This is a genomic window from Burkholderia sp. BCC0397 (assembly GCF_902832865.1).
Lineage (GTDB): Bacteria > Pseudomonadota > Gammaproteobacteria > Burkholderiales > Burkholderiaceae > Burkholderia.
This window is the reverse complement of record NZ_CADFDL010000003.1, coordinates 781085-805736: the sequence shown is the minus strand read 5'-3', so window position 1 is coordinate 805736 and position 24652 is coordinate 781085. Positions and strand designations below refer to the sequence as shown.

Annotated in this window: 23 protein-coding genes and 1 pseudogene; 19 read left to right on the top strand and 5 right to left on the bottom strand. The window is 67.8% G+C overall.

Annotated features, from left to right (window positions below):
* Positions 1 to 2: 2 nt before the first annotated feature.
* From accC to HWX03_RS13785, 4 genes are all read right to left on the bottom strand, one after another.
* Positions 3 to 1370 (bottom strand): acetyl-CoA carboxylase biotin carboxylase subunit, encoded by a 1368-nt coding sequence (accC, locus tag HWX03_RS13800; protein WP_174429958.1) that lies wholly within the window; start codon positions 1368 to 1370, stop codon positions 3 to 5.
* Between the two features lie 85 nt (positions 1371 to 1455).
* On the bottom strand, positions 1456 to 1914 hold the full coding sequence (gene accB, locus HWX03_RS13795) for an acetyl-CoA carboxylase biotin carboxyl carrier protein (protein WP_175820603.1): 459 nt from the start codon (positions 1912 to 1914) through the stop codon (positions 1456 to 1458).
* Between the two features lie 66 nt (positions 1915 to 1980).
* Positions 1981 to 2433, bottom strand: a complete 453-nt coding sequence (gene aroQ, locus HWX03_RS13790; RefSeq protein WP_175820602.1) for a type II 3-dehydroquinate dehydratase — start codon at positions 2431 to 2433, stop codon at positions 1981 to 1983.
* A gap of 194 nt (positions 2434 to 2627) precedes the next feature.
* Entirely contained in the window at positions 2628 to 3176 is a 549-nt protein-coding gene (locus tag HWX03_RS13785; RefSeq protein WP_175871626.1) for a TlpA disulfide reductase family protein, read from the bottom strand.
* Between the two features lie 86 nt (positions 3177 to 3262).
* Between HWX03_RS13785 and HWX03_RS13780 the strand changes: the two are divergent.
* Positions 3263 to 3793, top strand: a pseudogene (locus HWX03_RS13780) (RNA-guided endonuclease TnpB family protein); the annotation flags it as partial.
* 13 nt (positions 3794 to 3806) lie between these two features.
* Here HWX03_RS13780 and HWX03_RS13775 read toward each other — a convergent pair.
* Complete coding sequence (locus tag HWX03_RS13775; RefSeq protein WP_175871583.1) at positions 3807 to 4451, bottom strand: UDP-N-acetylmuramate--alanine ligase; 645 nt, start codon at positions 4449 to 4451, stop codon at positions 3807 to 3809.
* A 246-nt stretch (positions 4452 to 4697) separates the two neighbouring features.
* Between HWX03_RS13775 and mpl the strand changes: the two genes are divergently transcribed.
* From mpl to HWX03_RS13685, 18 genes are all read left to right on the top strand, one after another.
* Positions 4698 to 6083: a UDP-N-acetylmuramate:L-alanyl-gamma-D-glutamyl-meso-diaminopimelate ligase gene (gene mpl / locus HWX03_RS13770; RefSeq protein ID WP_175871582.1), complete on the top strand. Its 1386-nt coding sequence runs from the start codon at positions 4698 to 4700 to the stop codon at positions 6081 to 6083.
* Positions 6080 to 6649 carry a YqiA/YcfP family alpha/beta fold hydrolase gene (locus HWX03_RS13765; protein ID WP_175871581.1) on the top strand — a complete coding sequence of 190 codons (570 nt, stop codon included), beginning with the start codon at positions 6080 to 6082 and terminating at the stop codon, positions 6647 to 6649. The genes mpl and HWX03_RS13765 overlap by 4 nt, the downstream gene beginning before the upstream one ends.
* An 80-nt stretch (positions 6650 to 6729) precedes the next feature.
* Positions 6730 to 8814 (top strand): RNB domain-containing ribonuclease, encoded by a 2085-nt coding sequence (locus HWX03_RS13760; protein WP_175871580.1) that lies wholly within the window; start codon positions 6730 to 6732, stop codon positions 8812 to 8814.
* A complete protein-coding gene (aroE, locus tag HWX03_RS13755) occupies positions 8811 to 9677 on the top strand; it encodes a shikimate dehydrogenase (RefSeq protein ID WP_175871579.1) in 867 nt (288 codons plus the stop codon). Before HWX03_RS13760 ends, aroE begins: the two co-directional genes overlap by 4 nt.
* 14 nt (positions 9678 to 9691) lie before the next feature.
* A complete protein-coding gene (mtgA, locus tag HWX03_RS13750; protein WP_175871578.1) occupies positions 9692 to 10429 on the top strand; it encodes a monofunctional biosynthetic peptidoglycan transglycosylase in 738 nt (245 codons plus the stop codon).
* Positions 10430 to 10856: 427 nt separating this feature from the next.
* A complete protein-coding gene (locus HWX03_RS13745) occupies positions 10857 to 12467 on the top strand; it encodes a peptidase S10 (RefSeq protein WP_175871577.1) in 1611 nt (536 codons plus the stop codon).
* 80 nt (positions 12468 to 12547) lie between these two features.
* A complete protein-coding gene (locus tag HWX03_RS13740; protein WP_175871576.1) occupies positions 12548 to 12946 on the top strand; it encodes an EF-hand domain-containing protein in 399 nt (132 codons plus the stop codon).
* Between the two features lie 351 nt (positions 12947 to 13297).
* On the top strand, positions 13298 to 14197 hold the full coding sequence (locus tag HWX03_RS13735; RefSeq protein WP_034206368.1) for an IclR family transcriptional regulator: 900 nt from the start codon (positions 13298 to 13300) through the stop codon (positions 14195 to 14197).
* On the top strand, positions 14194 to 15219 hold the full coding sequence (locus tag HWX03_RS13730) for a 2-dehydro-3-deoxygalactonokinase (protein ID WP_175871575.1): 1026 nt from the start codon (positions 14194 to 14196) through the stop codon (positions 15217 to 15219). Before HWX03_RS13735 ends, HWX03_RS13730 begins: the two co-directional genes overlap by 4 nt.
* A gap of 22 nt (positions 15220 to 15241) precedes the next feature.
* Entirely contained in the window at positions 15242 to 15919 is a 678-nt protein-coding gene (locus HWX03_RS13725) for a 2-dehydro-3-deoxy-6-phosphogalactonate aldolase (RefSeq protein WP_175871574.1), read from the top strand.
* Complete coding sequence (locus HWX03_RS13720) at positions 15919 to 16698, top strand: SDR family oxidoreductase (protein WP_175871625.1); 780 nt, start codon at positions 15919 to 15921, stop codon at positions 16696 to 16698. The genes HWX03_RS13725 and HWX03_RS13720 overlap by 1 nt, the downstream gene beginning before the upstream one ends.
* 111 nt (positions 16699 to 16809) lie before the next feature.
* A complete protein-coding gene (locus HWX03_RS13715) occupies positions 16810 to 17805 on the top strand; it encodes an arabinose ABC transporter substrate-binding protein (RefSeq protein WP_050013854.1) in 996 nt (331 codons plus the stop codon).
* A gap of 67 nt (positions 17806 to 17872) precedes the next feature.
* Positions 17873 to 19384, top strand: coding sequence for an L-arabinose ABC transporter ATP-binding protein AraG (gene araG / locus HWX03_RS13710; RefSeq protein ID WP_175871573.1), 1512 nt, complete (start codon positions 17873 to 17875; stop codon positions 19382 to 19384).
* Positions 19385 to 19472: 88 nt separating this feature from the next.
* Positions 19473 to 20489 (top strand): L-arabinose ABC transporter permease AraH, encoded by a 1017-nt coding sequence (araH, locus tag HWX03_RS13705; protein WP_006491027.1) that lies wholly within the window; start codon positions 19473 to 19475, stop codon positions 20487 to 20489.
* A 28-nt stretch (positions 20490 to 20517) separates the two neighbouring features.
* The gene (locus HWX03_RS13700) at positions 20518 to 21315 is read left to right on the top strand and encodes an SDR family oxidoreductase (protein WP_175871572.1); all 798 of its coding nucleotides are present in this window, start codon (positions 20518 to 20520) and stop codon (positions 21313 to 21315) included.
* A 49-nt stretch (positions 21316 to 21364) separates the two neighbouring features.
* Positions 21365 to 22426: an aldose 1-epimerase gene (locus tag HWX03_RS13695; RefSeq protein WP_175871571.1), complete on the top strand. Its 1062-nt coding sequence runs from the start codon at positions 21365 to 21367 to the stop codon at positions 22424 to 22426.
* 39 nt (positions 22427 to 22465) lie between these two features.
* Positions 22466 to 23308: an orotidine-5'-phosphate decarboxylase gene (gene pyrF, locus HWX03_RS13690; RefSeq protein ID WP_175871570.1), complete on the top strand. Its 843-nt coding sequence runs from the start codon at positions 22466 to 22468 to the stop codon at positions 23306 to 23308.
* Positions 23309 to 23564: 256 nt separating this feature from the next.
* Positions 23565 to 24623 carry a haloacid dehalogenase-like hydrolase gene (locus HWX03_RS13685; RefSeq protein WP_174429943.1) on the top strand — a complete coding sequence of 353 codons (1059 nt, stop codon included), beginning with the start codon at positions 23565 to 23567 and terminating at the stop codon, positions 24621 to 24623.
* The last annotated feature ends 29 nt before the right edge of the window (positions 24624 to 24652 follow it).

Genomic DNA, 24652 nt, shown 5'->3' with positions numbered 1-24652 from the left:
GCTTACGCTTCTTCCGGTGCGACCTGCTGCTTCTGCGCGAGCCGGTTTTCGAGGTAATGGATGCTGGTGCCGCCTTCGACGAACTTCGCGTCGATCATCAGCTCGCGGTGCAGCGGGATGTTGGTCTGGATGCCTTCGACGACCATTTCCGACAGCGCGATGCGCATCCGGCTGATCGCCTGCTCGCGCGTCGCGCCGTAGGTGATCAGCTTGCCGATCATCGAATCATAGTTCGGCGGCACGAAATAGCCATTGTAGGCGTGCGAATCGACGCGCACGCCGGGGCCGCCCGGCGTATGCCACGACGTGATCCGGCCCGGCGACGGCGTGAACTTGAACGGATCTTCGGCGTTGATCCGGCATTCGATCGCATGTCCGCGGAACTGGATGTCGCGCTGGCGCAGCGTGAGCTTCTCGCCGGCCGCGATGCGGATCTGTTCCTGCACGATGTCGACGCCGGTGATCAGTTCCGATACCGGGTGTTCGACCTGCACGCGCGTGTTCATCTCGATGAAGTAGAACTCGCCGTTTTCGTACAGGAATTCGAAGGTGCCCGCGCCGAGGTAGCCCATCTTCTTGCACGCGTCCGCGCAGCGGTCGCCGATGCGGTCGATCAGGCGGCGCGGAATGCCGGGCGCCGGCGCTTCCTCGATCACCTTCTGGTGGCGGCGCTGCATCGAGCAGTCGCGCTCGCCGAGCCAGATCGCGTTCTTGTACGCGTCCGACAGCACCTGGATCTCGATGTGGCGCGGGTTCTCGAGGAACTTCTCCATGTACACCTGCGGGTTGCCGAACGCACGGCCGGCTTCCTCGCGGGTCATGTTGACCGCGTTGACGAGCGCGGCCTCGGTGTGCACGACGCGCATCCCGCGCCCGCCGCCGCCGCCCGCCGCTTTGATGATGACCGGATAGCCGATCGCGCGCGCAATCTTGACGATCTCCTTCGGATCGTCCGGCAACGCGCCTTCCGAGCCCGGCACGCACGGCACGCCGGTCTTGATCATCGTTTGCTTCGCGGTGACCTTGTCACCCATCATGCGGATCGTTTCCGGACGCGGGCCGATGAACGTGAAGCCCGACTGCTCGACGCGCTCCGCGAAATCGGCGTTCTCCGACAGGAAGCCGTAGCCGGGGTGGATCGCCTCGGCATCGGTGACTTCCGCGGCGCTGATCAGCGCGGGCATGTTCAGGTAGCTCAGGTTCGACGGGGCCGGGCCGATACAGACGGCTTCGTCCGCGAGGCGCACGTACTTGGCTTCCTTGTCGGCTTCCGAGTAGACGACCACCGTCTTGACGCCGAGTTCGCGGCACGCGCGCTGGATGCGCAGCGCGATTTCACCGCGGTTGGCAATGAGGATTTTTTCAAACATAGCGAGTATTCGTCTCTTCGAGGGGCGCGCGAACGGCGCCTGGCGAGCATCGGCGGCGCGCGGCCGGCAGGGCCGCGCGGCGGGCTTAGCCGATCACGAAAAGCGGCTGGCCGTATTCGACGGCCTGGCCGTTCTCGACGAGGATTTCCTTGATCACGCCGGCCTTGTCCGACTCGATCTCGTTGAGCAGCTTCATCGCTTCGATGATGCAGATCGTCTGGCCTTCCTTGACCGTGTCGCCGGCCTGGACGAACGGGTCGGCGCCCGGCGACGGCGCGCGATAGAACGTGCCGACCATCGGCGACGTCACGACGTGGCCCTGCGGGACGGCCGGTGCGGCTGCCGGCGCGGCGCCTTCGGTCGGCAGCGCGGCCGACGGAGCCGGCGCGCTGACTTGCGGGGCATACCCAGCCGTCGGCTGCACGTAGACCGGCGGCGCGTTCTTGACGATGCGCACCTTGCCTTCGCCTTCCGTCACTTCCAGCTCGGAGATGCCGGATTCGGAAACGAGGTCGATCAGAGTTTTCAGCTTACGAAGATCCATCGGGAATTCCCCTTTCAATACGTGAAAGCGCCGGTTAGGGGCCGGCGCTGAATCTAGATCGCGAAATCAGCCGCGCGACGCGCCTTGCAGCTTGTCCAGCGCGTACTCGAGCGCGTACAGATAACCTTTCCAGCCGAGCCCGCAGATCACGCCTTCGGCCTGGTCGGAAAAGTAGGAGTGGTGCCTGAACGCTTCGCGGCGATGCACGTTCGACAAGTGAACCTCGACGAACGGGATGCCAACGCCGGCGATCGCGTCCCGGATCGCAACGCTCGTATGCGTATAGGCGGCCGGATTGATCAGGATGAAATCGGTCTGTTCGTCCCGCGCGGCCTGGATGCGGTCGACCAGCGCGCCTTCATGGTTGCTCTGGAACGACGACAGTTCGGCGCCGGCTTCCCGGGCGCGCGCGGCAAGCGCCTGATCGATCTGCGCGAGCGTGACGCGGCCGTACACCTCCGGTTCCCGGGTGCCGAGAAGGTTCAGGTTGGGGCCGTGCAACACCAGCAATCGTGTCATGGTCGCTTCTATTTCTGCGGAATTGCGCGAACTTTAGCGCTATTTAGAGAAATTTGTCTAGTTTTGCCGAACGACCAGGCGCGCGGGACCTGCAAGAATTACCGGCGCGGGCGCAAAGTATCGGCGAATTCACGCGAAATTGCGGCGATCGAGCTGCAAATCGCCGCCAACGCGCGAATTGCCGTTCGGACAGGTTACAGCGCGTCGAGCGTCTTTTTCAGCTCGGCCGGTTGGATTTGTCCTAATTTTGTCTCGCGGATCTTGCCGGTTTCGTCGATGACGACGGTAAACGGCAGCGCGCCGGCGGTATTTCCGAAATTGCGGGCCAGATCGGCGCCTGCATAGCCGCTGACGAAGACCGGATAGTCGACCTTCACCTTCTGCAGGAAGTTCTTCACGTTCTGCTCGGAATCGACGCCGATCCCGACGAAACGGATGCCTTTCTGCTTGTACTGGTGCGACAGTGCGACCAGCTCGGGCATCTCCTCGACGCACGGGCCGCACCACGACGCCCAGAAATTGACGACGACTTTCTGGCCCTTGAAGGCAGCCAGCGTGGCCGGCTTGCCGTCGATGCCGGTGAGCGACGACGCCCATAGCTGCTCGACCGGATTGCCGTGGGCGGCCGGCGCGGCGACGGCGACGCCGTCGGCCGTACCGCGGAACCAGTGACCGGCGGCGAGCCCGCCGGCAACGGCGGCGGCCGCGACCACCGCGAGCGCCAACATGCGTTTCATCATCAGAATTTGCTCCGAGAAACCCCGCCATTGATGGTGGGAAGGGAAGGAGTGGGGTTGACAGGCCGCTTCTTCCACGGGTTAGGATCACCTTCGCCACACTTTCGACCGGCGAGAAGCTGCCCAATGACCCGTTCGGTCGACGAGCGGCGGAAAAGCTGGCGAAGGCGCAGCGTGCGCACAAGCACAAGCGGCATATCGCGAAGTTGCACGCCAAGATGGCAAATGCCCGTGCCGATTTCCAGCATAAGCTCGCGCTCGATCTGGTGCGGCGTTTCGATTACATCGCGGTTGGCAACGTATCTGCCGTCAAACTCGCCAGAACCAGGATGGCGAAGAGCGTCTACGACGCATCCTGGTCGTCCTTCCGAAACAAGCTCCGCTACAAAGCGATCGCGCACGGGGCCCTGTTCGAGGAAGTCGACGAAAGCGGTTCTACCCAGTTCTGCTCGGCGTGCGGGTCGAAAGACAGCACGACGCGGCCGAAAGGTATCGCGGGACTGAGAATAAGGGAGTGGGTCTGCAGTGACTGTGGTGTCGAGCATGATCGAGATACCAACGCTGCGCTGAACATTCTCCGATGCGGACGTGCATCGCCAGGTGTGGGAATCCTCTGCCTTTAGGCGGAGGAGGACGTCAATCCGGTTCGGAAGGAGCCTGGCCTGCGTCGACGAGCGCGCGCAGCGCCGCGGCGTCCGCGCGGGCGACGCGGCCGCGCGCGTCGGCCTTGACCGCGCCGCGCAGGTCGTCGCTCGCATAGAGCGCGAGATGGATGCCGATCGCGTCCACGTCGCGCCGCGGGCGCCACAGGAAACTGAGCGTCTCGACGTCGCCGCGGCCCGCGAAATGCCGCGTCTCCGACACGTCGTACTGGACGTTCTGGTTCAGCAGGTAGATCGCGACGTCCTTCGGGTTGTCGGTGAATGCCTGCAAATGGATATCCGAATGCGCGTTCGCGGTACCGTTCAGCACGGCGCCCGTCACATAAGGATGGAACTCGGCGAGCCGGCGCATCCAGTCGAGCGCGATCTCGCGCAGGCGGCGCAGTTCGTCCGGCTGCGTGTCGCTCTGGAACAGCGCGAGGTACTCGCGCAGTTCTTCCTCGATCTGGTCGTTATCCGGCAGCCATTCGCCGGCCACGCGCAAATCGCCCAGCAACTGGCGCGCGGCCTTGCGCTTCGCGCCGGCATAGTCCTGGCCGTCCTCCGCGATCAGACGGGCGGCGGACTGGGCGATTTCCTCGCGGACGCGCCGCGGGTCGACAAGAGGTTTGCGAGACATGATCCGGCAATCATACTCGATCGCCGCAGCGCCCGAGCACCGGTGCGGCGGCCTGCCGCCCGAGGGTGCGGGCACCGTTCGCACGCATCGTTCGGGCCGCCGGGCATCGCAGGCCGTCAGTTACAATACTGCTCTTTGTGTCGCGGCCAGGTCGTTGGCCGGGCGCCGGCCGCACGGCCTCGCCGGCGCGCCGCACACGCATCCTTTCCGAATCGACGGCGCCCGGCGGCGCGAAAGCATTCATCTATGCACATCCACATTCTTGGCATCTGCGGCACCTTCATGGGCGGTCTCGCCGTACTCGCGCGCGAGGCGGGCCACACGGTGACGGGTTGCGACGCGGGCGTCTATCCGCCGATGAGCACGCAGCTCGAGGCGCAGGGCATCACGCTGATCGAAGGCTACGGCGCCGAGCAGATCGACCTGAAACCGGACCTGTTCGTGATCGGCAACGTCGTCACGCGCGGCAATCCGCTGATGGAGGCGATCCTCGATCGCGGCCTGCCTTACGTGTCCGGCCCGCAGTGGCTCGGCGAGCACGTGCTGGCCGGCAAGTGGGTGCTCGCGGTCGCGGGCACGCACGGCAAGACGACCACGTCGTCGATGCTCGCGTGGCTGCTGGAAGACGCCGGCCTGAACCCGGGCTTCCTGATCGGCGGCGTGCCGCTGAACTTCGGCGTGTCCGCGCGGCTCACCGATTCGAGCTTCTTCGTGATCGAGGCCGACGAGTACGACACGGCATTCTTCGACAAGCGCTCGAAGTTCGTGCATTACCGGCCGCGCACCGCGGTGCTGAACAACCTCGAATTCGATCACGCCGACATCTTCCCCGATCTCGCTGCGATCGAGACGCAATTCCATCATCTCGTGCGCACCGTGCCCGGCGTCGGGCGGATCGTCACGAACGGTCGCTCGGACGCGCTCGAGCGCGTGCTCGCGCGCGGCTGCTGGAGCGAGGTCGAGCGCTTCGGTGTCGACGGCGGCTGGCAGGCGCTCCCGGCGGAGGACGGCGTGCCGGTCGACGAACGCTTCGCGGTGTATTCGCACGCCGAGCGCGTCGGCGAAGTCGCGTGGCAGGTGCAGGGCGACCACAACCGGATGAACGCGCTCGCGGCGATCGCCGCTGCGCGCCACGTCGGCGTGCCGCCCGCGCAGGCGGCCGAATCGCTCGCATCGTTCCGCAACGTGAAGCGCCGCATGGAAGTGCGCGGCAGCGTCGACGGCGTGACCGTCTACGACGATTTCGCGCACCATCCGACCGCGATCGACACCACGATCGCCGGCCTTCGTGCGCGCATCGGCCGCGAGAATGCCCGCATCCTCGCGGTGCTCGAGCCGCGCTCGAACACGATGAAGCTCGGCGTGATGAAGTCGCAATTGCCGGCGAGCCTCGCCGATGCCGATCTCGTGTTCGGCTACGGCGCGCCGACCGGGCGCGATGCGCTCGGCTGGAATCTCGCCGAAGCGCTCGCGCCGCTCGGCGACCACGCGCGCGCATTCGACGACCTTCATCTGCTGGTGAAGGCGGTGGTCGAGGCCGCGCGTCCGGGCGACCACGTGCTCGTGATGAGCAACGGCGGCTTCGGCGGCGTGCACCAGAAGCTGCTCGACGCGCTCGGGAGCCGGACGTGATCCTGTATCTGCACGGCTTCCGGTCGTCGCCGGAATCGCAGAAGTCGCGGCTGCTCGCCGCACGCATGGCCGAACTCGGCCGCACCGATGAGTGGCGGTGCCCGTCGCTGTCGGTGTCGCCACTCGAGGCGATCGCGGTCGCGGAAGCCGAGGTCGCGGGCGCACGCGACGTCACCGTGGTCGGCAGCTCGCTCGGCGGTTATTACGCGACGTGGCTCGCCGAAAAGCATGGCTGGAAAGCCGTGCTGCTGAATCCGGCGATCGTGCCGCAGCGCGATCTCGAGCAGCATCTGGGCGAACAGCCGCTGTGGCACGGCGGCGGTACGATCGTCGTCGAGCGCCGTCACCTGCACGAACTCGACGCGCTGTGTGTGCCGGCGATCACGCGCGCCGACCGCTACTATCTGTTCGCGGCGACCGGCGACGAAGTGCTCGATTATCGCGAGATGCTCGCCCATTACCCGGGCGCGAAAACCCGCGTGATCGACGGCAGCGATCACGGAATCAGCGAATTTGCCGACTATGTCGACGACGTTCTCGCGTTTTGCGACGGAAAGACGTCATAAACCGGCCGTGTGCCGATCGAATTCCCATCATCATGCGGCGCCGCCGACGCGGCGTCCGGCAGTCTGAACGAGAGTACTGAGTGAACGTTTTCTTCGAGGAATCGGGCAGTTTCAAGGCGGGCAGCGTGCTGTCGCGCCAGGGCGACGCATTTCAGGTCGAGTTGCCCGGCGGGCGGCGTGCGAAGGTACGCGCGAAAGACGTGTTGATCGAATTCGACAAGCCGGCCGCGGGCGAACTGATGCAGGAGGCCGACACGGCCGCGCAGCAGATCGACCTGGACTTCCTGTGGGAATGCGCGCCGGCCGACGAGTTCGCCTATACGGCGCTGGCCGCCGAATACTTCGGCGCGGCGTACGGCCCGGTCGAGCGCGCGGCGCTGGTGCTGCGGCTGCACGGTTCGCCCGTCTATTTCCGCCGCAAGGGGCGCGGCCAGTACCAGCGCGCGCCGGAAGAGCAGCTCAAGATGGCGCTCGCGTCGCTCGAGCGCAAGCGCCAGCAGGCGCTCGTGCAGGTGCAGTATGAAGAGGAACTGAAGGCCGGCAAGCTGCCGGAAGCGTTCGCGGGCAAGGTGCTCGGGCTGCTGACGCGGCCGGACAAGAACGCGATCGAATACAAGGCGATGGAAGCGGCGGCCGGCGCGCGTGGCGTGTCGCCGGCGCGGCTGATGCTCGACTGCGGCGGCATCGAGTCGCCGCGTGCGCTGCACGAAGCGCGCTTCCTCGCGGAATTCTTCCCGCACGGCACGGGCTTTCCGCCCGTCACGGTCGGTCCGCTGCCGGACGACCTGCCGCGCGCGAACGTCGAGGCGTTCTCGATCGACGACATCACGACCACCGAAATCGACGACGCATTTTCGGTCGAGCACCTGTCCGACGGCCGGGTGCGGATCGGCGTGCACATCGCGGCGCCGGCACTCGGCATCGTGCGCGGCGATCCGGTCGACGCGATCGCGCGCACGCGCCTGTCGACCGTCTACATGCCGGGCGACAAGATCACGATGCTGCCGGACGACGTCGTCGACGTGTTCACGCTGAAAGAGGGCGACTACCGCCCGGCGCTGTCGCTGTACATCATCGTCAACCGCGAGACGCAGGACATCGTCGCGAACGAGACGCGCGCCGAGCTCGTGTTCGTGAAGAACAACCTGCGCCACAACACGCTCGACGAGCTCGTCAACGAAGAGACGCTCGCGGCCGGCACCGGCGACTATCCGCACAAGGACGACATCGCCGTGCTGTGGCCGCTCGCGCAGGCGCTGTTCGAGAAGCGCCAGGTCGCGCGCGCGGGCTACGGCCTGAAGCGCGAGGTGCAGCGCAACACCGACTACAACTTCTACGTCGAAGGCGAGCACGTGTCGATCACGCCGCGCCGCCGCGGCTCGCCGCTCGACCTGATCGTGTCGGAGCTCGCGATTCTCGCGAACTCGACCTGGGGCGCGTTCCTGCACGATCACACGGTGCCCGGCATCTATCGCTCGCAGCGCGGCTTCGGCGCGCCGGGCCCGAAGCGCACGCGGATGCAGACGACGGCCGCGCCGCACGAAGGCCTGGGCGTCGCGCAGTACGCGTGGAGCACGTCGCCGCTGCGCCGCTACGTCGACCTCGTGAACCAGTGGCAACTGCTCGCGTGCGTGCAGCACGGCGTCACCGCGAAGCTCGCCGCGCCGTTCAAGCCGAAGGATGCCGACCTGTACGCGGTCGTGCAGGGCTTCGACGACACCTACACGGCCTACGCCGACTACCAGCGCCGGATGGAGTACTTCTGGTGCCTGCGCTGGCTCGCGCAGGAGCAGAAGAAGCAGGTGGTCGCGAGCGTCGTGAAGGGCGATCTCGTGCGCCTCGAGGAAATCCCGCTGCTGCTGCACGTGCCGGGGCTCGGCGTGCATGCGCGCGGCACGCGCGTGCTGCTCGACGTGATGTCGCTCGACGAACTGACGATCGAGGCATCGGTGCGCCTGCTGAACGTGCTCGACGCGCCGACCGTGACGAGCGGCGACGCGGCCGACGAAGAGGATGACGCCGAAGGCGGCGACGACACGCTGGTCGACGCGGAAGACACGTCGGCGCAAGCCGAGGCCGAAGCGCTGGCCGAATCGGGCGACGCGGCGGCAGAGGGCGGCGAAGCCGCGAGCGGCAACGACGGCGAAGAGGGGCGCGCATCATGAACGCAACTGCGTCGACGAGCGGCGCCGACCGCTATGTCGTGTTCGGCAACCCGGTGGCGCACAGCAAGTCGCCGTTCATCCACGCGCAATTCGCCGCGCAGACCGGCGAGCCGATCGAGTACACGCACCGGCTCGCGCCGGTCGACGGTTTCGAGGCCGCCGTGCGCGCGTTCGTCGCCGAGGGCGGTCGCGGCGCGAACGTGACGGTGCCGTTCAAGCTCGACGCGCATGCGCTTGCCGACACGCTGTCGCCGCGCGCGGCGGCGGCAGGCGCGGTGAACACGCTGCGCATCGACGCCGACGGCCGCCTCCACGGCGACAACACCGACGGCGTCGGCCTCGTGCGCGACATCGAAGCGAATCTCGGCGTGTCGCTCGCGGGGGCGCGCATCCTGCTGCTCGGCGCGGGCGGCGCCGCGCGCGGCGTCGTGCTGCCGCTGCTCGACCGCGCGCCGCTGTCGATCGGAATCGTGAACCGCACCGCGAGCAAGGCCGAAGCGCTCGTCAGCCAGTTCATGCAGGCCGCGCACGATGCAGGCTGCACGCTCGCGGGCGGCGGCGCCGGCGTCGTGCGGGCCGAACCGTACGACGTGGTGATCAATGCGACGGCCGGCAGCCTCGATGCCGCGCTGCCGGAATGCGACGCGGCCGCGTTCGGCGCGGGCACGCTCGCGTACGACATGATGTACGGCGCGCAGCCGACCGTGTTCATGCAGCACGCGGCGTCGCTCGGCGCGCGCACGGCTGACGGGCTCGGGATGCTGGTCGAGCAGGCGGCCGAATCGTTCTTCATCTGGCGCGGCGTGCGGCCGGACGGCGCACCGGTGCTGGCCGCGCTGCGCCAGGCGCTCGCGGCGAGCTGAACGGAGCGCGGCACGTGGTGGCGGTGAGCGGCACGCAGCGCACGCGGACGGTGAGCGTCGCTCGCTGGATCGTCTACGCGGGATCGGTGTTCGCGGGCGCATGGCTCGCGACGCAACTGTTCTATCTCGTGCAGATCGCGCTGTGGTCGTTCGTGAACCCCGGCTCGACCGCGTTCATGCGTACCGACGCGTGGTGGCTGTCGCACGACACGCCGCCCGCGCAGATCCGGCACCAGTGGGTGCCGTACGACCAGATCTCGCGCAACCTGAAGCGTGCGCTGATCGCCTCCGAAGATTCGACCTTCGCGACCAACAACGGCTACGACGTCGACGCGATCCTGCAGGCGTGGGAGAAGAACAAGGCGCGCGGCAGGATCGTCGCGGGCGGCTCGACGATCACGCAGCAGCTCGCCCGCAACCTGTTCCTGTCGCGCGAGAAGAGCTACATCCGCAAGGGGCAGGAGCTGATCATCACGTGGATGCTCGAAACGGTGCTCGACAAGGAGCGCATCTTCGAGATCTACCTGAATTCGGTCGAATGGGGGCGCGGCGTGTACGGCGCCGAAGCGGCCGCGCGCTATTACTACAAGATTCCCGCGAGCCGGCTCGGCGCGTGGCAGTCGGCGCGTCTCGCGGTGATGCTGCCGAAGCCGCGCTGGTTCGATGCGCATCGCGGCTCGGCCTACCAGGCGCAGCGTGCGGCGGTCATCGCGCGCCGGATGGGCGCGGCCGAGCTGCCGCAATCCGAGTAAGCGGCGCGCCCCGCGCCGCTGCATTGTCCGTTCCGCCGTCGACGCGCGATTGCTGCGCTGCAGCGCACACGTGTCGCCGCCATTTCGGGCCACATCCTTTAGACGAATCCGTCTATTTCGCTTTACTGAGCAATGCCGGCGACTGCGCGGTTTTATTGGCCGGCATCGCACGAAATCGGTGCTTTTTTAGGCGTCGCGGGTAAACGCGAAAGTCGATGAAAGCGACGTGAAATGCAACGTTTCGCGAATCGAAGCATTCCTGAAAGGTGTGCGCTGCACCGCCTGCGCGCCAAATATTTCAAAATTTTTCAAAGCTGACGGGCTCGCGTATATTGGCCAGCGCCTCGGCTTATCGGCCGCAATCGAGGCGGGGGGCGGCTTATCCGGCTGCTCGACACAAAAAACATCCGAGAGAAGGAACGCAACGATGCCAGCGAGCAAAGCGAAGCTGTTGTTGGGGGTGGTGTGTTCTTCGCTGATTCTGACGGCCTGCAACGACGACGTGACGTCGTCCGCTGCCGGGAGCGCCGCCAATTCAGCCGATCCCGCCGGTCAGGTCGACCGCGCGTACAACGATCCGAACAGTTATTCGTCGAGCGCGAATGCGTCGCTCGACGCGTCCGCCGCGCTCGAGAAGGCGGCCGTCACGCACCACCAGATCACGCTGAACGGCAAGACGATCCGGTACACGGCCACCGCCGGCCACCTCGTCGCACGCAATCCGCAGACGGGCGCGCCCGAAGCATCGTTCTTCTACGTCGCCTACACGGCCGACAACGCGCCCGCGGCGAAGCGGCCCGTCACGTTCCTGTACAACGGCGGCCCCGGCTCGGCCTCGGTGTGGCTGCACCTCGGCTCGTTCGGCCCGCGCCGGATCCAGACCGGCGACCCGAACGCGAACACGTCGACGTTCCCGTTCGTCGACAACCAGGAAACCCTGCTCGACACGACCGACCTCGTGTTCGTCGATGCGATCGGCACCGGCTTCTCGGAAGCGGTCGCGCCGAACACGAACCAGACGTTCTGGGGCGTCGACCAGGACGCCGGCGCGTTCCGCGATTTCGTGACGCGCTACCTGAGCGTGAACCAGCGCAACGATTCGCCGAAATACCTGTTCGGCGAGTCGTACGGCACGCCGCGCACCGACGTGCTCGCGAACCTGCTCGAGACGGCCGGCGTGAAGCTCGACGGCATCGTGCTGCAGTCGTCGATCCTGAACTACAACACGAACTGCGACATGGCGAGCGACTATGTCGGCAACTCGAACAACGGGTCGAGCCCGGTGAGCTGCGCGGGCTTCGTGCCGTCGTACGGCACGGTCGGCGCGTTTTACCAGCTCGACAACCCGAACCCGTCGAACCTGCCGCAGTATGCGGACCAGATGCGCCTGCTGACGGCCGGCAGCTACGCGCCCGCCGTGAACGCGTACCTCGCGAGCCACACGCCGCCGCCGCCGAATCTCGTCACGACGATGGCGAATTCGACCGGCGTGAAGCAGGCGCTGTGGAAGGCGGACTTCAACGTGGTCCCGACCTTCTTCGACAACAGCTTCCAGCTGTCGCTGGTGCCGGGCACGCTGATCGGCCGCTACGACGCACGCGTGAACGTCCCCTTATCGAGCCCGCTCGCGGCCGACGGCGATCCGTCCAGCTCGTTCATCACGAAGCCGTTCACCGACACGATCGGCAGCTACCTGCCGAACGAGCTGAAGTACACCGCGCAGTCGGCCTACTCGGTGAGCAGCAATGCGATCAACACGTGGGACTGGACGCACGACGGCCTCGCGATGCCCGACACGATCCCCGATCTGGCCGCGGCGCTGACGCTGAACCCAGCGCTGAAGGTGCTGTCGCTGAACGGGTATCACGACATCGCGACGCCGTTCTACCAGACCGAGCTCGACCTCGCGCGGCTCGGCACGCAACCGAACCTGACGATCAAGGACTATCAGGGCGGGCACATGGTCTATCTCGACGATACGTCGCGTCCGCAGGAGAAAGCCGACCTCGTGACCTTCTATAGCGCGGCCGCGCATTGATTGCGCCACGCCGGCGACAGGCGCCCCCGGCGGCGCCGCTCGCCGGCCGTCGACGACCTCATTCCAGACTGGAGCCTGACATGAAGAATCGTTTCATCGTCGTTGCCGCGGCGCTCGCATGCGTCGGCGCCGCAGCATCCCTCTCCGCGTTCGCGCAGGCGAGCGACGCCGCCGCGCCGGCGCGTGCGCGCCAGGCGCAGCTCGGCGATCCGTACGTGCCGCCGTCCGCGCGGCACGCGACCGCCGGTACGCAGACCACCGGCGCCGCGCTGCATGCGCAGGTGGTGCGCAAGCTCGCGCGGCAGTTCAGCGCGGCCGACACGCAGAACACGGGTTCGATCACCGAGTCGCAGGCGCGCGCGGCCGGCCTCGGCTATGTCGCGAACCACTTCCGGCAGATCGACGCGGGCGGCAACGGCCGCGTGTCGTTCGCCGACGTACAGCGCTACATGCAGGCGCGCAGCACGAGCCAGCAGTAAGCGCGGGTCGCGGTGAACGAAACGGGGGCGGAACCTGCGACACGGCGGGTTTCGCCCCCGTCCGCATGGCGCGCCTGTCGCGTCGAGCCCGCAGCCGGTTTCGCCTGAATTCTCATTATCTGGACAACGCATTCAAATATTGGAGGCGAATGCGTGCGCTCCTACAATCCGAAGCACATCGACAGCTTCGGACCCACGCATCGCGCGGCGCCCGTCGCACACGGAGACACCTTCCATGAAGTTCGCCGGGCGCTTTACTCGGTGCATCGACCGCCGCCACGCCGCAGCACCGGACGCAGTTCCGGCGCCGCGCGAACGGCTTCACCGATTCCGTTGAAGAAGCCCCGCCCCATGACCAAGATGCCAGACTCCCTTGCCCTCGACGCCCGGCGCGCGATGCCGGTCAATGCGTCGCTGACCGACAGCATCGGCGCCACCAGCACGCCGCTCGACCTCGCCGCGCAGCAGGCCGGCACGCAGACGCTGCTGCGCGGCCTCGCGATCCTCGAGGCGATCGCGAACGGCGCGCGCGACATGCGTGCGATCGGCGCCGCGCTCGGCACGACGCGCAGTACGACGCACCGTCTCGTCAGCAGCCTCGTGCAGGCGCGCTATCTGCGCCAGGTGCAGGGCGGCTACCTGCTCGGCCCGAAGCTGATCGAGCTCGGCACGATCGCGCTCGAACAGATGCCGCTCACCGCGGTGGCGCGTCCGCATCTCGAGGCGCTCGCGGAAGCGACGCTCGACACGATCCATCTCGGCGTGCGCGACGGCGACGACGTGTTGTACATCGACAAGATTCCCGGCACGCGCGGCCTCGAGATGCGCTCGCGCGTCGGCCACCGGATGCCGCTCGCGTCGACCGGCATCGGCAAGGCGATGATGCTCGACCTCGATCCGGACCTGTGGCGCTCGCTGTTCGAAGCCGCGCGGCGCGCGCTGGCCGGCGTCAATTTCAAGCCCGACAACCGGCCCGAGACGAGCGCGTTCCTGCAGCGCATGGCCCATTACGCGGCCGGCGGCTATACGTTCGATCTCGAGGAAAACGAGGCGTCGATCCGCTGCGTGGCCGCACCGATCCGCGACGCGTCGGGCGCGATCGTCGCGGCGGTGTCGGTTGCGAGCACGATTCCGTACATGCCGCACGACCGCATGGACGAACTGATTCCGCTCGTGCAGCGCGAAGCGCGAGCCATTTCCGCGGAGCTGGGCTGGAGCCCGCCGCAGGGTACCCGCAGGATCAAACGATGACGACTTCGACCCGGCCCGTTCCGGATGCCAGTTCCGCCTCCCCGTCGCTGATCGCGCTCGACTGGGGCACCACGTCGCTGCGCGCGTATCTGTATGACGCGCACGGCGTGCCGATCGACACGCGCAGCCGGGCGGCCGGTGTGATGCACGTGCCGGGCGGCGGCGCGCGTGCGTTCGACGCGGTGTTCGAGGAAGCGTGCGGCGACTGGCTCGACCGTACGCCCGGCCTGCCGGTGCTCGCCGCCGGGATGGTCGGCAGCGCGCAGGGCTGGCGCGAGGCGCCGTACGTCGCGGTGCCGGCCGGCGCCGACGCGCTCGTCGCGGGCCTCATCACCGTGACGACATCGCGCGGCGCGACGGTCTCGATCGTGCCGGGCGTGATCGCAACGGGCGAATTGCCCGACGTGATGCGCGGCGAAGAAACGCAGATCGTCGGCGCACTCGCGAGCGACCCGACGCTTGGCGCCGATCGTTCAGGGGTACTGATCGGCTTGCCGGGCACGCATGCGAAATGGGCGTGGGTGAAGGACGGGCTGATCGAGCGCTTCCAGACCTTCATGACCGGCGAGCTGTTCGCGGTGCTACGCGATCACACGATCCTCGGCCGCACGATGCGAATGGCTGCATCGCCCGACCGTGACGCGTTCGTGCGCGGCGTATCGGTCGCACGCGGCGCGCAGCACACGGGGCTGCTCGCGACGATTTTCAGCACGCGCACGCTGGGGCTGACCGACCGGCTTGCGCCCGATGCGCAGGGCGACTACCTGTCCGGCCTGCTGATCGGTCACGAGCTCAATGCGCTCGACGCGATGCTCGCGGAGCGCGGCATCGCGCTCGCGGACCAGCCGCTGCTGCTGATCGGCGACGACGGCTTGTGTTCGCGCTACGTCGATGCGCTCCAGGTATTCGGCCATGCGCATGCGCGTGTGGCCGCGCATGCGACCGAGCTCGGCCTGTGGCGGATCGCGTCGCGCGCCGGGCTCGTGCGCGCGGACGGCGAGCCCGTCTGCGCCGACCACTGAACTGCTTGCAGAGGAATCTTCGATGCCGTCCGACCTGACCTTGCCCGCGCCGTACACGCCCCACGCCGCATTGATGCGCGCGTTCGATGCGTGTCCGCTGATCGCGATCATGCGCGGCATCACGCCCGCCGAAGCGGCCGACCACGGCCGCGCGCTGTACGAAGCCGGCTTCCGGATCGTCGAGGTGCCGCTCAACTCGCCGGATCCGTTCGACAGCATCGCGGCGCTGCGCCGCGCATTGCCTGACGACATGATCGTCGGCGCGGGCACCGTGCTGCGCGCCGAGTACGTCGACCGCGTGCAGGACGCGGGCGGCGCGCTGATCGTGATGCCGCACAGCGACGCGGCCGTGATCCGCCGCGCACGCGAGCGCGGGCTGGCGAGCGCGCCGGGCGTCGCGACGCCGACCGAAGCGTTCGCGGCGCTGACGAACGGCGCCGACGTGCTGAAGATGTTCCCGGCCGAGCAGCTCGGCGTGACGGTCGTGAAGGCATGGCGCGCGGTGATCGACCGCGCGGTGCCGCTGATTCCGGTCGGCGGGATCGCGCCGGACAACATGCAGCCGTTCCTCGACGCCGGCGCGAACGGCTTCGGGCTCGGCTCGGCGCTGTACCGTCCCGGCCAGTCGGCGGACACGACCGCGGCGAATGCGCGCGCGTTCCAGGCCGGCTTGCGTGTCGCGCGCGGCGGAGCCGCATGATGGGCCGCCTCGCGGGCAAGGTCGCGATGGTGACGGGCGCGGGCCGCGGCATCGGCGCCGCGATCGCGCGCGCGTTCGTGCGCGAAGGCGCGGCCGTCGCGCTCGTCGATCTCGACTTCCCGCAGGCGCAGCACACGGCCGCCGCGATTGCACATGAATGCGACGGCGCGCGCGTGCTGCCGCTGCAGGCGGATGTCGCGCGGCAGCAGGCGGTGCGCGAGGCGCTCGCGCAGACCGAAGCGGCGTTCGGCCCGCTCGACGTGCTCGTGAACAACGCGGGCATCAACGTGTTCGCCGATCCGTTGACGATGACCGACGACGACTGGCGGCGCTGCTTCGCGGTCGATCTCGACGGTGTGTGGCACGGCTGTCGCGCGGCGCTGGAGGGCATGGTCGAGCGCGGGCGCGGTAGCATCGTGAACATCGCGTCGACGCATGCATTCAGGATCATCCCGGGCTGCTTTCCGTACCCGGTCGCGAAGCACGGCGTGCTCGGCCTCACGCGTGCGCTCGGCATCGAATACGCGGCGCGCAACGTGCGTGTGAACGCGATCGCGCCGGGCTACATCGAGACGCAGCTGACGCGCGACTGGTGGGACGCGCAGCCCGATCCGGCCGCCGCGCGCGCCGAGACGCTCGCGCTGCAGCCGATGAAGCGGATCGGCCGCCCGGAGGAGGTCGCGATGACGGCCGTGTTCCTGGCGTCCGACGAGGCGCCGTTCATCAATGCCACGTGCATCACCGTCGGCGGCGGGCGCGCGGCGCTGTATCACGACTGACACGATTGACGTAACGATTCGAAAGACCGCACGTGCGACGGCCGCGCGCACGCTGCGTCGAAACCAACAAGCGGCTGCATCCTGTTCGATGAAAACAAGGAGACACTGGAGATGAAACGCAGAACGTTCGTAACGCTGGCCGCTGCGGCGGCGGTGGTGATGGGCAGCCCGGTCGCGCACGCGGCCGACCCGGTCAAGATCGGCTTCCTGGTGAAGCAGCCTGAAGAGCCGTGGTTCCAGGACGAGTGGAAATTCGCCGAGATCGCCGCGAAGCAGAAGGGCTTCACGCTCGTGAAGATCGGCGCGCCGTCCGGCGAGAAGGTGATGAGCGCGATCGACAACCTGTCCGCACAGAAGGCGCAGGGCTTCATCATCTGCACGCCCGACGTGAAGCTCGGGCCGGGCATCGTCGCGAAGGCGAAGTCGCACAACCTGAAGATGATGACGGTCGACGACCGCCTCGTCGACGGCGCGGGCAAGCCGATCGACGCGGTGCCGCACATGGGGATCTCCGCGTACAACATCGGCAAGCAGGTCGGCGACGGCATCGCGGCCGAGATCAAGAAGCGCGGCTGGGACATGAAGGACGTCGGCGCGATCGACATCACCTACGAGCAGTTGCCGACCGCGCACGACCGCACGAGCGGCGCGACCGACGCGCTGGTCGCCGCCGGCTTCCCGAAGGCGAACGTGATCGCGGCGCCGCAGGCGAAGACCGATACGGAAAACGCGTTCAACGCGGCGAACATCGCGCTCACCAAGAACCCGCAGTTCAAGCACTGGGTCGCGTACGGCCTGAACGACGAGGCCGTGCTCGGCGCGGTGCGCGCGGCCGAAGGGCGCGGCTTCAAGGCCGACAACATGATCGGCATCGGCATCGGCGGCTCCGATTCGGCGCTGAATGAATTCAAGAAGCCGCAGCCGACGGGCTTCTACGGCACCGTGATCATCAGCCCGAAGCGCCACGGCGAGGAAACCTCGGACCTGATGTACACGTGGATCACGCAGGGCAAGGCGCCGCCGCCGCTGACGCTGACGACGGGCATGCTCGCGACGCGCGACAACGTGTCGAAGGTGCGCGAGGAGATGGGGCTCGCGTCGAAGTAAGCGGCCCGCCGGCTGCCGCGGCGACGCGGCGGCCGGCGGTCGATCGATCTGGAAGTGGGGAGACGACGTGTCAGCGGCACTGCGTTTTGACAATATCGGCAAGGTATTTCCCGGCGTGCGCGCACTCGACGGTATTTCGTTCGACGTGCATGCGGGCGAGGTACATGGCCTGATGGGCGAGAACGGCGCGGGCAAGTCGACGCTGTTGAAGATTCTCGGCGGCGAATACCAGCCCGATGCGGGCAGCGTGCTGGTCGACGGCCAGCCCGTGCAGTTCGCGAGTGCGGCCGCGTCGATCGCGGCCGGCATCGCGGTGATTCACCAGGAATTGCAGTACGTGCCCGACCTGACGGTCGCGGAAAACCTGCTGCTCGGCCGCCTGCCGAACGCGTTCGGCTGGGTGAGGAAGCGCGAGGCGAAGCGTTACGTGCGCGAGCGGCTCGCGGAGATGGGTGTCGATCTCGATCCCGACGCGCGGCTCGGGCGGCTGTCGATCGCGCAGCGGCAGATGGTCGAGATCTGCAAGGCGCTGATGCGCAACGCGCGCGTGATCGCGCTCGACGAACCGACGAGCTCGCTGTCGCATCGCGAGACCGAAGTGCTGTTCAAGCTGGTCGACGACCTGCGTGCGCAGGGCCGTGCGCTGATCTACATCTCGCACCGGATGGACGAGATCTACCGGCTGTGCGATGCGTGCACGATTTTCCGCGACGGGCGCAAGATCGCGTCGCACGAAGCGCTGGCCGACGTGCCGCGCGAGCGGCTCGTCGCCGAGATGGTCGGGCGCGAGATTGCGGACATCTACCATTACGCGCCGCGCGCGCTCGGCGACGTGCGGTTCTCCGCCGAAGGCGTCGACGGCCCGGCACTGCGCGAACCGGCGAGCTTCTCGGTGCGCGCGGGCGAGATCGTCGGCTTCTTCGGGCTCGTCGGCGCGGGGCGCAGCGAGCTGATGCGGCTCGTGTACGGCGCGGACCGCCGGCGCGCGGGCGTGCTGACGCTCGACGGCAAGCGCATCGACGTGAAGCGCACCGGCGACGCGATCCGTCACGGCATCGTGCTGTGCCCCGAGGACCGCAAGGAAGAAGGGATCATCGCGATCGCGTCGGTCGCCGAGAACATCAACATCAGCTGCCGCCGCCATTCGCTGCGCGCGGGGCTGTTCATCAACGGCAAGACCGAAAGCGAAACGGCCGACCGCTTCATCCAGCGGCTGAAGATCAAGACGCCGAACCGGCGCCAGAAGATCCGCTTCCTGTCGGGCGGCAACCAGCAGAAGGCGATCCTGTCGCGCTGGCTCGCGGAGCCCGACCTGAAGGTCGTGATCCTCGACGAGCCGACGCGCGGGATCGACGTCGGCGCGAAGCACGAGATCTACGACGTGATCTACCGGCTCGCGGAGCGCGGCTGCGCGATCGTGATGGTGTCGTCGGAACTGCCGGAAGTGCTCGGCGTGTCCGACCGCATCGTCGTGATGCGCGAAGGCCGGATCGCCGGCGAGCTGCCGCGCGCCCAGGCGAACGAGCACGCGGTGCTGAACCTCGCGCTGCCGCAGACGAGCGCGGTCGAGGCGGCCTGACGCGGCCGGCTTCGTCCGGACAAGCCCGGGACATTCGAATCGAACACGCGCGGCGCGGGCCGCGCGATGCAGGAGCAGGAGACACACCATGCAAGTCAACGAAAACCTTGCCAGCGCCGCCGTGAAGCCATCGGCCGACGCGCTGGTTCCACAGCAGAGCGACCGCCAGAAGTGGTGGCAGCATCTGACCGAATACAGCCTGATCGCGATCTTCGCGGTGATGTTCATCACGATGTCGCTGACCGTCGATCATTTCTTCTCGATCGACAACATGCTCGGCCTCGCGCTGTCGATCTCGCAGATCGGCATGGTCGCGTGCACGATGATGTTCTGCCTCGCGTCGCGCGACTTCGACCTGTCGATCGGCTCGACCGTCGCGTTCTCCGGCGTGCTGTGCGCGATGGTGCTGAACGCGACCGACAACACGTTCGTCGCGATCGTCGCGGCGGTCGCGGCCGGCGCCGCGATCGGCTTCGTGAACGGCGCGGTGATCGCGTACCTGCGCATCAACGCGCTGATCACGACGCTCGCGACGATGGAGATCGTGCGCGGGCTCGGCTTCATCGTGTCGAAGGGGCAGGCGGTCGGCGTGTCGTCGGATACCTTCATCGCGCTCGGCGGGATGTCGATGTTCGGCGTGTCGCTGCCGATCTGGGTCACGCTGCTGTGCTTCATCGGGTTCGGCGTGCTGCTGAACCAGACCGTCTACGGTCGCAACACGCTCGCGATCGGCGGCAATCCGGAAGCGTCGCGGCTCGCGGGGATCAACGTCGAACGCACGCGCGTGTACATCTTCCTGATCCAGGGCGCGGTGACGGCGCTCGCGGGCGTGATCCTCGCGTCGCGCATCACGTCGGGCCAGCCGAATGCCGCGCAGGGTTTCGAGCTGAACGTGATCTCCGCGTGCGTGCTCGGCGGCGTGTCGCTGATGGGCGGGCGCGCGACGATCTCGGGCGTCGTGATCGGCGTGCTGATCATGGGCACCGTCGAGAACGTGATGAACCTGCTGAACATCGACGCGTTCTACCAGTACCTCGTGCGCGGCGCGATCCTGCTCGCGGCCGTGCTGCTCGACCAGCTGAAGAACCGCGGCGTACGCGACTGACCAACCAGTTTCCACGGAGACGATCCGCATGACCATCGACACTTCCGCGCCCGATCCGCACGCCGAGCGCTTCGCGCGCTACCCGAGCCTCGAGGATCGCGCGGTGCTGATCACGGGCGGCGCGACCGGCATCGGCGCATCGTTCGTCGAGCACTTCGCCGAACAGGGCGCGCGCGTCGCGTTCGTCGACCTCGACGCGGCGGCCGGCGCCGCGCTGGCCGAACGCCTCGCGCACATGCGCCATGCGCCGCTGTTCCTGTCGTGCGACCTGACCGACATCGACGCGCTGCGCCGGGCGATCGACGCGATCCGCGCGCGCATCGGCGCGATCGCGGTGCTCGTGAACAATGCGGCGAACGACACGCGCCATGCGATCGGCGACGTGACGCCCGCGTCGTTCGACGCGGGCATCGCGGTGAACCTGCGTCACCAGTTCTTCGCCGCGCAGGCGGTGATCGACGACATGAAGCGGCAGGGCGGCGGCGCGATCATCAATCTCGGCTCGATCAGCTGGATGCTGAAGAACGGCGGCTATCCCGTCTACGTGATGGCGAAGGCGGCCGTGCAGGGCCTGACGCGCGGCCTCGCGCGCGATCTCGGCCCGTTCGGCATCCGCGTGAATTCGCTGGTGCCCGGCTGGGTGCTGACCGACAAGCAGCGCCGGCTGTGGCTCGACGACGCGGGCCGCGCGGCGATCAAGGCCGGCCAGTGCCTCGATGCCGAACTGCTGCCGGCCGATCTTGCCCGGATGGCGCTGTTTCTCGCGGCCGACGACAGCCGGATGATCACCGCGCAGGACGTGATCGTCGACGGCGGCTGGGCCTGACCGTTCGCACGACCCGCATCGTTTCTTCGACGAAGGAAAGGAGCTCACCATGACCGCCACGTCCTCGCGCGCATCGTCGTCCACCAGCCAGTCGCGTCGCGCGCGCCTGGCCGCCGCCGCCCAGCCGGTCAGCCCCGGCCCGCAGACGGCCGCGTTCGCGCAGGGTGTCGGCGCCGCGCATGCGGCGGCCGTCACGCTGTCGAACGCGTCGCTGTGGCTCGACGTGCTGCCGCACCTCGGCGGCGGCATCGCGCGCTTCGACTGGCGCGGCGACAACGGCGCGCTGATGCCGGTGTTCCGCCGCTGCGAGCACCCGGAGACGGCGACGGACCCGAACGAGCTCGCGTGCTATCCGCTGCTGCCGTACTCGAACCGGATCGGCGATGGGCGCTTCGAATGCGACGGGCGCAAGGTCGCGGTGCCGCGCAACCGCCGCGACGAGCCGCTGCCGATCCACGGCGACGGCTGGCTCGCGCCGTGGCAGGTTGACGATGCGACCGACACGTCGCTGCAACTGTCGCTCGACCGTGCCGCCGGCGCGCCGTACGCGTTCCGCGCGATCCAGTCGTTCGAACTCGACGACGCGACGCTGTCGATCGCGCTGACGATCGAGAACGCGGGGCGCGCGCGGCTGCCGTTCGGGCTCGGCGTGCATCCGTTCCTCGTGCGCGATGCGGTGACCGAGCTGGCCGCGGCGGCGGGCGGGTTGTGGCTGTCGGGCGCCGATTTCCTGCCGGTGCGGCACGTCAGCGTGCCGCCGGCCTGGAAGTTCGGCGTCGCGTATCCGCTGCCGGCCACGCTCGTCAATCACGCGTTCACCGGCTGGGGCGGCCACGCGACGGTGAGCTGGCCGCGCCGCCGACTGTCGCTGACCGTCGCGGCCGACGCCGACGCGTACGTGCTCTATACGCCGCCGGGCGAGGATTTCTTCTGCTTCGAGCCGGTCGATCATCCGATCAATGCGGTGAACCTGCCGGGCGGCGCGACCGCGCACGGGATGACGCTGCTCGCGCCCGGCGAGCGGCTCACGCGGCGTTTCGCGTTCACCGTCGAGCGCGCCGATGCGCGCGGCAATGCCGCGGCACGCGAGGGCCGCCCGCGACGCGGGTAAAATACGCGGTCTACCAACGGTTTGCCGCGAGTACCCGCCATGTCTTCCCCGCTTACTTTCATTGAATCGCTGCGCGCCGCGTGGCAGCGCACGAATTCGCTGCTGTGCGTCGGCCTCGATCCCGAGCCGTCGCGCTTTCCCGTGCAGTTCGACGGCCAGCCCGACGCGATCTTCGAATTCTGCCGGCAGATCGTCGACGCGACCGCGGAGTACGCGAGCGCGTTCAAGCCGCAGATCGCGTACTTCGCCGCGCATCGCGCGGAAGACCAGCTCGAGCGCCTGATCGCGCACATCCATCTCCAGCATCCGGGCCTGCCCGTGATCCTCGACGCGAAGCGCGGCGACATCGGCAGCACCGCCGAGCAGTACGCGCGCGAAGCGTTCGAGCGCTATCGCGCGGACGCCGTCACGGTGAACCCGTACATGGGCTACGACTCGGTCGAGCCGTACTTCGAGCATGAAGGCAAGGGCGTGATCGTGCTGTGCCGCACGTCGAACCCGGGCGGTTCGGACCTGCAGTTCCTCGATACGAATGGGGCCGGCCATCCGGGCCGGCCGCTGTACCAGGTCGTGGCCGACCTCGCGGCGAACAAGTGGAACGTGAAGAACGGCCAGCTCGGCCTCGTGGTCGGCGCGACGTTCCCGAAGGAAATCGAGGTCGTGCGCGGGATCGTCGGCGACATGCCGCTGTTGATTCCCGGCATCGGCGCGCAGGGCGGCGACGTGCAGGCGACCGTCAACGCAGGCCGCACGGCCGACGGCACCGGGATGATGATCAACTCGTCGCGCGCGATCCTGTATGCGAGCAACGGCGAGGATTTCGCCGAAGCCGCGGCGCTCGCCGCGCAGAAGACGCGCGACACGATCAACGCGCATCGCTGATCGAATCGCACGACGCCGTATCACCATACCGTCTCGCATCACACCGCCCGGCCGGCCCGCTGGGCGGTTGGCACCGGCCCCGCGCCCGCGGGCCGGCGCTGCATCCTCCCGTTCCCCCGTTCGCTTTCCTCGATCCTCCCTGGCGCGCGCCGACAACTTCCCGTCGCTTCCGCACCGCATGTCCACAATTTATTCGCGCGATGCTGCCCCTTGTCACCGATCCGTCACGAAAATGTCAAGAAAAGGGAGCGACGCCATGCCCAAGCTGTCCCGCCGTCTTCTGAGCGCGTTCGCCGCGTCGCTGTGCATGACGTTCGCCCATGCGGCGGATCTGTCGCACTGGCCGGCCGACAGCGCGAAGGCGCTGAACGCGATGATCGCCGCGCACGCGAACCGCGGCGACTACGCGGTGTTCGACGCCGACAACACGACCTACCGCTACGACCTCGAGGAATCGCTGCTGCCGTATCTCGAGAACCGCGGCGTGCTGACGCGCGATTCGCTCGACCCGTCGCTGAAGCTGATCCCGTTCAAGGATTCCGCCGACTACAAGGAATCGCTGACGAGCTACTACTACCGGCTGTGCGAGATCGACGATCTGGTCTGCTATCCGTGGATCGCGCAGGCGTTCGCCGGGCAGTCGCTCGCCGACCTGAAGCGCCACGTCGACGCGATGCTCGCCGACGGCAAGCCGATCCCGATCCGCTACTGGCAGGGCGACAAGGTCGTCGACGGCACGGTGAATCCGCCGCGCTTCTTCCGCGGGATGCAGGAGCTGTACAACGCGCTGCGCGAGAACGGCATCGACGTCTACGTGATGACGGCCGCGCACGAGGAGCTCGCGCGGCTCGTGCTGTCCGACCCGAAGTACGGCTACAACGTGAAGCCGCAGAACGTGATCGGCGTGACGACGCTGCTGCGCAACCCGGCGACCGGCGCGCTGACGACGTCGCGGCTGCAGATCAAGGCCGGCAAGTACGACGAGGCCGCGAACCGCAACCTCGTGATCACGCCGTTCCTGATGAACCCGATGACGTGGTACGAAGGCAAGCTCGGTTCGATCGTCGGCTGGATCGACCAGTGGAAGAAGCCGGTGCTCGTCGCGGGCGACACGCCGACGTCCGACGGCTACATGCTGCTGAACGCGACCGACGTCGCGCGCGGCGGCGTGCGCGTGTGGGTCAACAAGAAGGACAAGCAGATGGCGCAGATCCGCGCGTGGTCGGACGAATCGGCCGCGAAGCAGAAGTCGCTCGGCCTGCCGGTGACGGCGGACAAGAACTGGATCGTCGTGAAGCCCGACGCGATTCAGTAAGCGCTCGGCGGGCGCGGCACGCGCGCCCG

What these genes read in the sequence shown, in the direction of transcription:
- accC (WP_174429958.1), bottom strand. Translation starts at nt 1,370, where the DNA reads ATGTTTGAAAAAATCCTCATTGCCAACCGCGGTGAAATCGCGCTGCGC.
- accB (WP_175820603.1), bottom strand. Translation starts at nt 1,914, where the DNA reads ATGGATCTTCGTAAGCTGAAAACTCTGATCGACCTCGTTTCCGAATCC.
- aroQ (WP_175820602.1), bottom strand. Translation starts at nt 2,433, where the DNA reads ATGACACGATTGCTGGTGTTGCACGGCCCCAACCTGAACCTTCTCGGC.
- HWX03_RS13775 (WP_175871583.1), bottom strand. Translation starts at nt 4,451, where the DNA reads ATGTCTCGCAAACCTCTTGTCGACCCGCGGCGCGTCCGCGAGGAAATC.
- mpl (WP_175871582.1), top strand. Translation starts at nt 4,698, where the DNA reads ATGCACATCCACATTCTTGGCATCTGCGGCACCTTCATGGGCGGTCTC.
- aroE (WP_175871579.1), top strand. Translation starts at nt 8,811, where the DNA reads ATGAACGCAACTGCGTCGACGAGCGGCGCCGACCGCTATGTCGTGTTC.
- HWX03_RS13745 (WP_175871577.1), top strand. Translation starts at nt 10,857, where the DNA reads ATGCCAGCGAGCAAAGCGAAGCTGTTGTTGGGGGTGGTGTGTTCTTCG.
- HWX03_RS13740 (WP_175871576.1), top strand. Translation starts at nt 12,548, where the DNA reads ATGAAGAATCGTTTCATCGTCGTTGCCGCGGCGCTCGCATGCGTCGGC.
- HWX03_RS13735 (WP_034206368.1), top strand. Translation starts at nt 13,298, where the DNA reads ATGACCAAGATGCCAGACTCCCTTGCCCTCGACGCCCGGCGCGCGATG.
- HWX03_RS13730 (WP_175871575.1), top strand. Translation starts at nt 14,194, where the DNA reads ATGACGACTTCGACCCGGCCCGTTCCGGATGCCAGTTCCGCCTCCCCG.
- HWX03_RS13725 (WP_175871574.1), top strand. Translation starts at nt 15,242, where the DNA reads ATGCCGTCCGACCTGACCTTGCCCGCGCCGTACACGCCCCACGCCGCA.
- HWX03_RS13720 (WP_175871625.1), top strand. Translation starts at nt 15,919, where the DNA reads ATGGGCCGCCTCGCGGGCAAGGTCGCGATGGTGACGGGCGCGGGCCGC.
- HWX03_RS13715 (WP_050013854.1), top strand. Translation starts at nt 16,810, where the DNA reads ATGAAACGCAGAACGTTCGTAACGCTGGCCGCTGCGGCGGCGGTGGTG.
- araH (WP_006491027.1), top strand. Translation starts at nt 19,473, where the DNA reads ATGCAAGTCAACGAAAACCTTGCCAGCGCCGCCGTGAAGCCATCGGCC.
- HWX03_RS13700 (WP_175871572.1), top strand. Translation starts at nt 20,518, where the DNA reads ATGACCATCGACACTTCCGCGCCCGATCCGCACGCCGAGCGCTTCGCG.
- HWX03_RS13695 (WP_175871571.1), top strand. Translation starts at nt 21,365, where the DNA reads ATGACCGCCACGTCCTCGCGCGCATCGTCGTCCACCAGCCAGTCGCGT.
- pyrF (WP_175871570.1), top strand. Translation starts at nt 22,466, where the DNA reads ATGTCTTCCCCGCTTACTTTCATTGAATCGCTGCGCGCCGCGTGGCAG.
- HWX03_RS13685 (WP_174429943.1), top strand. Translation starts at nt 23,565, where the DNA reads ATGCCCAAGCTGTCCCGCCGTCTTCTGAGCGCGTTCGCCGCGTCGCTG.